This window comes from Intestinimonas sp. RTP31139st1_F5_RTP31139_211217 (genome assembly GCF_040226735.1).
GTDB classification, from domain to species: domain Bacteria; phylum Bacillota; class Clostridia; order Oscillospirales; family Oscillospiraceae; genus Intestinimonas; species Intestinimonas butyriciproducens.
In genome coordinates this window covers 1-8,669 of sequence record NZ_JBCOAQ010000065.1, presented here as the reverse complement: position 1 = coordinate 8,669, position 8,669 = coordinate 1, and the positions used below count along the sequence as shown (strand labels likewise).

Annotated in this window: 13 protein-coding genes; all 13 read left to right on the top strand. The window is 60.9% G+C overall.

What is annotated here, in order from left to right:
• Nucleotides 1–220: 220 nt before the first annotated feature.
• A complete protein-coding gene (locus tag ABUA09_RS17615) occupies nt 221–628 on the top strand; it encodes a phage tail assembly chaperone (RefSeq protein WP_033118879.1) in 408 nt (135 codons plus the stop codon).
• A gap of 286 nt (nt 629–914) precedes the next feature.
• Nucleotides 915–1,136 (top strand): DUF6440 family protein, encoded by a 222-nt coding sequence (locus ABUA09_RS17610; RefSeq protein WP_058116985.1) that lies wholly within the window; start codon nt 915–917, stop codon nt 1,134–1,136.
• 126 nt (nt 1,137–1,262) lie between these two features.
• Nucleotides 1,263–1,475 carry a DUF6440 family protein gene (locus tag ABUA09_RS17605; protein ID WP_058116986.1) on the top strand — a complete coding sequence of 71 codons (213 nt, stop codon included), beginning with the start codon at nt 1,263–1,265 and terminating at the stop codon, nt 1,473–1,475.
• A 39-nt stretch (nt 1,476–1,514) separates the two neighbouring features.
• Nucleotides 1,515–2,999 (top strand): hypothetical protein, encoded by a 1,485-nt coding sequence (locus ABUA09_RS17600; protein ID WP_349949585.1) that lies wholly within the window; start codon nt 1,515–1,517, stop codon nt 2,997–2,999.
• A 215-nt stretch (nt 3,000–3,214) separates the two neighbouring features.
• On the top strand, nt 3,215–3,859 hold the full coding sequence (locus tag ABUA09_RS17595; protein ID WP_195969717.1) for a LysM peptidoglycan-binding domain-containing protein: 645 nt from the start codon (nt 3,215–3,217) through the stop codon (nt 3,857–3,859).
• Nucleotides 3,856–4,806 carry an XkdQ/YqbQ family protein gene (locus ABUA09_RS17590; RefSeq protein ID WP_349949584.1) on the top strand — a complete coding sequence of 317 codons (951 nt, stop codon included), beginning with the start codon at nt 3,856–3,858 and terminating at the stop codon, nt 4,804–4,806. Before ABUA09_RS17595 ends, ABUA09_RS17590 begins: the two co-directional genes overlap by 4 nt.
• Nucleotides 4,807–5,049 carry a DUF2577 family protein gene (locus ABUA09_RS17585; protein ID WP_033118875.1) on the top strand — a complete coding sequence of 81 codons (243 nt, stop codon included), beginning with the start codon at nt 4,807–4,809 and terminating at the stop codon, nt 5,047–5,049.
• Nucleotides 5,050–5,051: 2 nt separating this feature from the next.
• Complete coding sequence (locus tag ABUA09_RS17580; RefSeq protein ID WP_033118874.1) at nt 5,052–5,477, top strand: DUF2634 domain-containing protein; 426 nt, start codon at nt 5,052–5,054, stop codon at nt 5,475–5,477.
• Between the two features lie 107 nt (nt 5,478–5,584).
• The gene (locus ABUA09_RS17575) at nt 5,585–5,803 is read left to right on the top strand and encodes a DUF6440 family protein (protein ID WP_058116990.1); all 219 of its coding nucleotides are present in this window, start codon (nt 5,585–5,587) and stop codon (nt 5,801–5,803) included.
• 218 nt (nt 5,804–6,021) lie between these two features.
• Nucleotides 6,022–6,231, top strand: coding sequence for a DUF6440 family protein (locus tag ABUA09_RS17570; protein ID WP_033118873.1), 210 nt, complete (start codon nt 6,022–6,024; stop codon nt 6,229–6,231).
• Between the two features lie 22 nt (nt 6,232–6,253).
• On the top strand, nt 6,254–6,460 hold the full coding sequence (locus ABUA09_RS17565) for a DUF6440 family protein (protein ID WP_279204465.1): 207 nt from the start codon (nt 6,254–6,256) through the stop codon (nt 6,458–6,460).
• 68 nt (nt 6,461–6,528) lie between these two features.
• A complete protein-coding gene (locus ABUA09_RS17560) occupies nt 6,529–7,929 on the top strand; it encodes a hypothetical protein (protein ID WP_279204467.1) in 1,401 nt (466 codons plus the stop codon).
• 87 nt (nt 7,930–8,016) lie between these two features.
• The coding region (locus ABUA09_RS17555) for a baseplate J/gp47 family protein (RefSeq protein WP_349949583.1) at nt 8,017–8,669 on the top strand (653 nt) is incomplete at its 3' end.

Sequence of the window (8,669 nt, the reverse complement as noted above, 5' to 3'; positions counted from 1 at the left end):
GCACAGGTCCCCGCAAAAATCGGATTTCAATTTCTTTTGCCGCCGAGGGCGGCAAAACTCTGCCGAGGTCTTTTGTCCCCTGTAAGGTGATTTGACTTCCTTGCAGGGTGCCTGGCTTTTTCGACAGACTGGGAAGGGGGCACGGGCCCCCTCCCCTCCCATGCCCGTGGGGCGGAAACAAAATGAAACAATATGAAAAGATAAAGGAGCGGTATTTTTTATGGATAAGCTGATGGAATTCCTGATGGAGCAGGAGGTGCGGGAAAACGAGACCGTGGAGGTGGACATCGCCGGGTTCCCCTACCCCTTTGTGGTGCGCGCCACCACCGAGGCCGAAAGTAAATCCATTCGAAAGACCTGCCAGAAAGTGACCTTTGACAAAAAGAGCCGTCAAAAGAGTGCGGAGACAGACAGCGACCTCTACAATAGCCGCCTGGTGGCCGCCTGCTGCGTGTCCCCCAACTTCAAGGACGCCCAGCTCCAGGCCAAGTACGGCGTGGTGGGGGCCGAGGCCCTGATCGACGCAATGCTCAAGCCGGGACAGTTTATCGACCTGCTGCTGGCGGTGCAGGAGATCAACGGCTTCTCCAGCGATATGGACGAGCTGAGGGACGAGGCAAAAAACTGATCCGGGAGGGCGACAGCGAGGCGGGATACGCCCACTACGCCCTCCAGCGGTTCCACCTGCTGCCGGGGGCCCTCATGGCGCTGCCGCCCCGGGAGCGGGCTTTTGTGTACGCCTCCATCGACCTCCAGCTGGAGCGGGAGAAAAAAGCCCTGCGGCACAGGAAGAAATAGGCGGAAGTCCCGGCCCGGCGGCAAGGCCGCCAGGCCGACAGACCGGTGGACAGGGCAAAGGTTTTCCAGTATAATAAAAAGGAACCCAAAGGAGAAAACTGGAAAGGATGATAGGTATGTTTGGAGAAAAGAAGAAAAAGGAAGAGCCCAGGTTTGTTGAAACAAAGGTTCCCAATGAAGGTGGCTATATTACGCGCATATTGGTAGATACGGAAAATGGAATTCAATATCTGTTTGCAGAGTCAATTGGAGCTGCGGGTGGCCTGACGGCACTTTTGGACGAGGACGGAAAGCCCCTGATCAACGAGGCGTACAGACGCAAAAAGGAAAAAGAATAAGAATAAGTGGTGCGGAAAGCAACTGCCGGGAGGCAGTTGCTTTTTTGATGGGCTGGTGGACAAGGAGGGGATGTTCCGGTATAATGGGGAAGAATCCAAAGGGGAAAACTGGAAAGGGTGATAGGTATGTTTGGAGAAAAGAAGAAAAAGGAAGAGCCCAGGTTTGTTGAAACAATGGTTCCCAGTAAAGGCGGTTGTTTTACGCGCATATTGGTAGATACGGAAAATGGAATTCAATATTTATTTGTAGACTCATCGGAGGGGGGGGGACTCACGGTGATGGTGGACGAGGACGGAAAGCCCCTGATCAACGAGGCGTACAGACGCAAAACAGAATAAGCATGCAGAGAGCAACTGCCGGAAGGCGGTTGCTTTTTTATGGAGGTGAAAGCATTGACAGCGGAACAGACACTGAAATTTTATGATCAACAGCTTGCGGCGGCGGACAGCATGAACCGTGCGATGGAACAGATGACAAACGCCGTGGAGCGGGTGGGAGCCGCAATCCAAGCGGCGGCAGACCGGATGGGACTGCTCCAGACATCGACAGAAAAAACAACACAGAAGGCGACCAATTTAAAATCGCCCTTTGACTCCATGGTCAAGACAATGAGTTCAAAAGCGCAAGAAGGCATCTCTAAGTTAAAAACACTCTTAAATCCCAAAACTTTGTTAAGCGGCAAAAGCCTTCTTTGGCCCCTCGCCATTGACATCGGCTGGCAGCTTTTCGGCAACGACATTATCAACATTCTCACTCCGGCATTGACGGTGCTGGAGTCCTTTGCCGGGGTGGTACGGGGCGTGCTGGGGACGGTGGCCCCTCTCTTTGCCCCCGTTGTGGGGGTGCTGGAGCGGATGGCCGCCGCCCTGGACTGGGTGGCGGCCAATATGGACGCGCTGGCCCCCGTGATCGGGGGCGCGGCGGCGGCACTGATGGTCTTTAACGCAAAACTGATTGCCGGAACAATCGCGTCCTGGGCCCATACGGCGGCCACGGCAATTTCGAGCGTGACGCAAAAGGTATTTAACACATCGCTGCTGGCCTGCCCGCTCACCTGGATCGCGCTGGCTATCGGTGTGGTCATTGGACTGCTCTACCGTTGGATCCAGTCTGTGGGAGGGATCCGCACTGCATGGGCGATCGTGGTGGATGAGGTGAGCTATTTCCTGGATAAGATGGATCTGGGCTTTATGCGCACTTTTTATGGTATCCTCGATTATATGGGGGATTTTAAGGTCGGATTTTTGACCGGATTACAGGATGTGGTAAACGGCGGCATCGACCTCCTCAACAAGCTGATCGAAAACGTCAACAAACTGCCGGGAATCGCGATTCCCCTGATTGAACGGGTTACCTTTGGCGCAGAGGCCGCTTTAAAGAATGAGGAGGCAAAGCGGGCGCGAGCCGAGACAATGGCAAAATGGGAGACAGAGGCAGAGGAAAACCACCGCCTGCGACAGATGAGGATCAATGAAATGAAAAGTAAAAGCGCGGAAGAGGCCGGAGAAAGCGCATTGTCTGCGGGAACCGACCCGGGCGCTGCCGCAGAACAGCCCAACGAGATGGAGGTCATATATGGAGGAATGGATCCGGACACATACGGCGTGGGCGGCGGTCTGAATGTAAACCATGTGGAGAGCCTGGGGCGCGTGGAAAACGAGGTGAGCGTGACAAAGGAGGACCTGGACCTGATGCGGGACGTGGCGGAGATGCGCTTCTTGCAGAATTTCGTCAGCCTGACGCCCACGGTGACGCTGAACGCCAGGGTGGACCGGCAGGTGGACGTGGACGCGATGCTGCGGACCATAGAGCGCAAGCTGGAGGAGGAGATCCTGATGTCGGCGGAGGGAGCCTATCTGTAAGACGCCGGGCCGGTGGACAAAAGAGAACCTTTTCAGCGTCATGGAGAAAAGAAGCCCAAGCGAAAAAGCAACTGCCGGGAGGCGGTTGCTTTTTCTATCAAAAAATGAGGTGAGAGAATGGAAATGGAAAAGGCGCTGCAGAGATATGACCGGCGGGTCCACAGGACCCGCCAATGGGACAGAGCGGCGAATGCGGCGGCGAAGGGGGCGCGCCGATGAACCGATACAGAATGTATCTGATCCTGGGCAGCCTGGAGCTGCCCTTGCAGGTGCTGCCGGAAAAGCTCGCGGTGCGCGCCGCGGGCCGGAACGAGACGGCGGAGGTGCTGGAGCTGGGTGAGGTCCTGCTCCTGCGGGGCAGGGGACTGCGCAAGGTGGAGTGGGAGGGGCTCCTCCCCGCGTGGAAGCTCCCCTGCATGGACGGACAGCCGCTGACGCCCATTCTGGCGGTGCGGTATATCCAGCGCTACCGGGACAAAAAAGAGCCGGTGTACCTCCGGCTGGAGGGGACGGACCTGGACCTGAACGTGCCCTTCGGCATCGAGGATTTCAGCTATGAGGAGCGGGGCGGGGAGCCCGGCGACCTCTATTACTCCATCCAGCTCACCGAATGGCGGAGCTACGCCCCCAGCCGCGTCACCCTGCCCGAGGGGGAGGTCCGGGAGGCGGACCGGGCCGGCGCGCCAGAGGACGCCGGGAGCGGCAGCTATACGGTGGTCCCGGGGGACAGCCTGTGGGCCATCGCCCGGCGGTTTTACGGAGACGGGACCCAGTGGCGGAAGCTCTACGAAGCCAACCGGGCCGTGGTGGGGGCCAACCCCAATCTCATCTATCCGGGGCAGGTGTTGACGATACCATGAGTTTATCAGTGCTTTACCGGGCGCCGGGGGAGGAGGAGGCCTGGGACGTGACGACCCTGGTCACGGCCTGTACCTGGACCACCAAGCGCACGGGTTCCCCCGCCGCCCTGGAGCTGACGGTGCTGCGCAGCGAGACGGCGTGGGCCTGCGGCGGCATGGTGGCGGCCCGGCGGGACGGAGAGACCTTTTTCCAGGGCTATGTGTTCAAGGTCAGCTCCGGCGAGGGGGAGGAGCTGAACCTCACCGTCTATGACCAGCTCCGCTACCTGAAATACAAGGAGAGCTACGTCTTTGAGGGCCAGCGGGCGGACCAGATCCTGGCCCAGATCGCCGCCGACTTCAAGCTGAAGACCGGGGACCTGCCCAACACCGGCTACGTTATCCCCCGGCTGGTGGAGGACGGGACCAGCCTCCTGGACATCATCCTGAAGGCCCTGGACCTGACCCTGGTCCACGGCGGGCAGATGTTCTATCTGTGGGATGACTGCGGCGCGCTGCGCCTGGGGGAGGTGACGGGCGAGGGGGACCTGCCCGTGATCGGGGACGGGAGCCTAGCCACCGGCTACACCTACGATGTGGATATCGACGGTGAGACCTACAACCAGATCAAGCTGGTCCAGGGGGACGGGGAGGAGGGAAACCGCAAGAGCGTGATGCGGCACGACCCGGGGACCCAGGCGCTGTGGGGCATCCTGCAGGACTATCAGCAGGTGGACGGGGAGATGAACGAGGCCCAGATGCGCCAGGAGGCCGAACGGAGGCTGGAACTGTACAACCGGCCTGCCAGGACCCTGGAGCTCCGGGCCCTGGCGCTGCCGGAGGTGCGGGCGGGAAAGACGGTATACATCCGCATCGGCCGGGAGGGGCTGGAGCAGCCCTTCCTGGTGGAGGAGGCCCGCCACGACCTGATGGCGGAGACCATGAATCTGAAAGTGAAGGTGATTTGAATGCTGGAACAGATCAAAAAAATCGCGCGGCAGAGCGACGAGTGCGCCGCGCCGGCCATGGTGCTCTACGGCACGGTGACCGGGCTGGACCCCCTGCGGGTGCGGGTGGACAACCGCTTCGAGCTGGGGGAGCGGGCCCTCACCCTGCTGCGGGGGACCCGTGAGAGCCTGGAGGCGGGGGACGGCCTGGCCCTCCTCCGCAACCGGGGCGGACAGGAATTCCTGGTACTGGGGAGGCTGTGAGCATGCTGCCGACACAGGGAGGAATCCTCTTGCAGGGGGGCACGCCCCTGGTGCCCGCCGCGCAGCGGCCCAGCCGGACCTACCGGGCGGACTTCGCCGCCGGGCGCATCGACGGCTTTACCGACGGGCGGGAGGCCATGGAGCAGGCCATCTATCAGATCCTGCACACCGAGCGCTTCGCCTGGCCCATCTACTCCTGGAATTACGGCGCGGAGCTGGGCCGGCTCACCGGCCGCAGCGTCCGGGTGGCCCAGGGCGAGCTGCCCCGCCTCCTGCGGGAGGCCCTCACCCAGGACGCCCGCATCACCGGCGTCCGGGACGTTACCGTGACCCAGTCCGGGAAACGGGAGGCGCTGGTGCACTTTACCGCCGAGACCGTGTTCGGCGACGTGGATGCGGCGGCCCCCCTCCGGCTGGGAACGGTCTGAGGGAGCGCCGCGGAGATCACGCCCGGGGAATGTGGGGAATGGACAGGACGGGCCGGGCCTGGTATGATGGAGGGGACCCAAGGGAAATATGGAAAGGAGAGGATACCATGTTTGGAGAAAAGAAGGAAAACAGGTTTGTGAAGATAGTGTATGAAGGATTTGATAAGAAATTTACCGGATCAATCTTCGTATTCGTAGACACCGAGACCGGGGTACAGTATGTACAGTTCTCGGGGGAAGGGAGAGGAGGTGCGACAGTCTTGGTGGACCGGGAGGGCAAGCCCCTGCTGCGGGAGGACCTGATCAAGGAGCCATCCGAACCATAACAGAGGACAAGAGCAAAAAGGCAGCCGCCGGAAGGAGGCTGCCTTTTTGCTGGAAAGAAAGCATGAGGTGAAAAAATGAACGCGGCCCCCCTCCGGCTGGGAACGGTCTGAGGGAGCGCCGCGGAGATCACGCCCGGGGAATGTGGGGAATGGACAGGACGGGTCGGGTTTGGTATCATGGAGGGGACCCAAGGGAAATATGGAAAGGAGACGATACCATGTTTGGAGAAAAGAAGGAAAACAGGTTTGTGAAACTCTCAATAGAAGGGGTAAAAGATGTGGCGTGCATGCAAGTAGTGGTGGATACATGGACTGGTATTCAATATCTGTTTGCAGAGTCATTTGGAAATGCGGGCGGCCTGACGGCACTTTTGGATGAGGATGGGAAGCCCCTGATCTGTGAGGAGTATCGGCGCAAAAAGGAGTAAGCCGGAGAAAGGAGAGCGGACCATGTTTGGAGAAAAAAAGGAGTCAAGGTTTGTAACAATACTAAGCGAGCCGGCAAAGGGGGGTGGGATAGCCCGAGTTATGGTAGATACGGAAACAGGAATACAATACTTATTTGTATATGCCTTAGAAGCAGGTGGTCTCACGATACTTGCGGATGAGGACGGGAAGCCCCTCATCAACGAGGAGTATAGACGTAAAAAAGACTGAACAATTAAAAAGCAACCGCCTCAGACGGCGGTTGCTTTTTAATTGGGGAAAATGAGGTGAAAGAGAATATGAACGCAGCGGAAACACTGGCGCGGTATGAGCGGCAGCTTGCGGCGCTGGACCGGATGGAGCGGATCCTGGGGCGAATGACGGCGGCGGCGGACCAGATGGCCGGGGCCGTCCAGAGGGCGGCGGACCGGATGGGGGAGCTGCTGGCCTCCACCCAGAAGACGGCGGCGCAGTCGATGAACCTGAAGGCGCCCTTTGACAGCTTAGCCAATACGGTATCTGGAAAAATGCAGGCAGGGGTGGATAAACTAAAAGAGGCCATAACCCCCCAGGGCCTGGCCCTCTCCCTGGCTCTCTCCCTGGGCTGGAAACTCTTCGGCGACGACATCATGAGCGTTCTCAATCCGGCCATGACGGTGCTGGAGTCCTTCGCGGGGCTGGTGCACAGCACCCTGGGGGCGCTGGCCCCCTTCTTCACACCGGTGGTGTGGGCAGTGGAGCTGCTGGCCCAGGGCATCGACTGGATGGCGGCAAAAATGAATACGCTGATGCCCATCGTTCTGGGTCTGACGGCGGCCATGGCCATTTTCCACAAGGCGACCATTGCCAGCGCGATGGCAACAAAAATCCATGCGGCGGGCACGGTCCTGCACACGGTGGTTACCAAGGCCCATACGGTGGCCACCAATGGGTTGAAACTGGCCCAGGCGGCCCTCGACATGGTGCTCAGCACATCCCCTCTGGGGCTGATTGCCCGGCTGGCGGGCGTCGCGGTGGGAATATTCGCGGCGTGGACCATGCGGGTGGGAGGACTGAAGAACGCCATCGGTATTTTGTTCAACGGCATTATCGGCGGCATCAACTGGGTGCTGGAGCTGCTGAACAAGATACCGGGGGTGAATATCCCCATGATCGCCAGCCTAGAGATCGAAAAGGGACCGGCGGCCCAGGCGGAGGCGGAAGCGACCACGACGGCGGCTTTGGGGGCGGCGGAGAGCCCGGTGTTCCCGACACCGGAGGACCCCTATGCCGCTGTCATTCCGCCGGACCTGGCGAACAAGAACGCCCCCCTGGACTACGGCGCGATGCTGGCGGAGCAATCCCCCCTCTCGTACGGCATGGACAACTACGTCACAGCGAGGTGGGGAGAGGACGCCGCGACCGGGGCCTTTTCCAACGGGTACCAGACCCTGGCGGACTCGCTGAAGCTGGTGGAGACCGTGGAGCGGGTCCAGGCGGTGGAGCTGCTGGAGAGCGAGGTGAGCCTGTCGGAGGAGGACAGGGAGGCGCTGCTGGGCGCCATCACACAGCGCCCGGTGTCCAAGGTCCTCAACCTCTCCCCCACCGTGCACCTCACCGCCTATGTGCGCAGCGAGCCGGACCTCTATCAGCTCAAGAACATGATCGAGCAGGTGCTGGAGGAGGAGATCTGCGCCTGCGCGGAGGGGGAGCACCTGTGAGCATTCCATTGGGAAGGAAGCGGCACCCCGCAGGGGGGCTGCTTTTTTCATATCTAAAAACAGACAGGAAAGGAGAAAAGAACAAGTATGACGGACGAGCACAGCTATGAAGCGCTGATGGCCCGGTGCCTGGGGCGGGTGTCCACAGAGGTGGACAAGCGGGAGGGCTCCATCCTCTACGACGCGCTGGCCCCGGCCTGTGCCGAGCTGGCGGTGCTGTACACCGAGCTGGAGACCATGCTGGACCGGGCCTGGCCCGACACGGCCGCCGGGGCGGACCTGGACAAGAAGGCCGCCGAGCGCAGCCTGGTCCGGGCCCCGGCCTCCTCCGCCGTGCGGGAGGGCCGCTTCACCGGCGCGGACGGGGGGGCCTTCGACGTGCCCATAGGCACGCGCTTCTCCGGCGGAGCGGTGAACTTCACCGTGACGGAGCGGCGGGAGGCCGGCGTCTTCCGCCTCACCGCGGAGACCCCGGGCAGCGCCGGGAACACCTGGTTCGGGACCCTGTTCCCCATCGACTATGTGGCGGGCCTGGCGGGGGCGGAGCTGGGGGAGGTGCTGGTCCCCGGCGACGACGCCGAGGACGACGAGAGTCTCCGGGCACGCTACTTCGGCTCCTTTGAGAGCCAGGCCTTCGGCGGCAACCGGGCCGACTACCGGGAGAAGGTCCTCTCCCTGCCCGGCGTGGGAGGGGTAAAGATCTTCCGCACGCCGGAGGGGGGCGGCACGGTGGGCCTCCC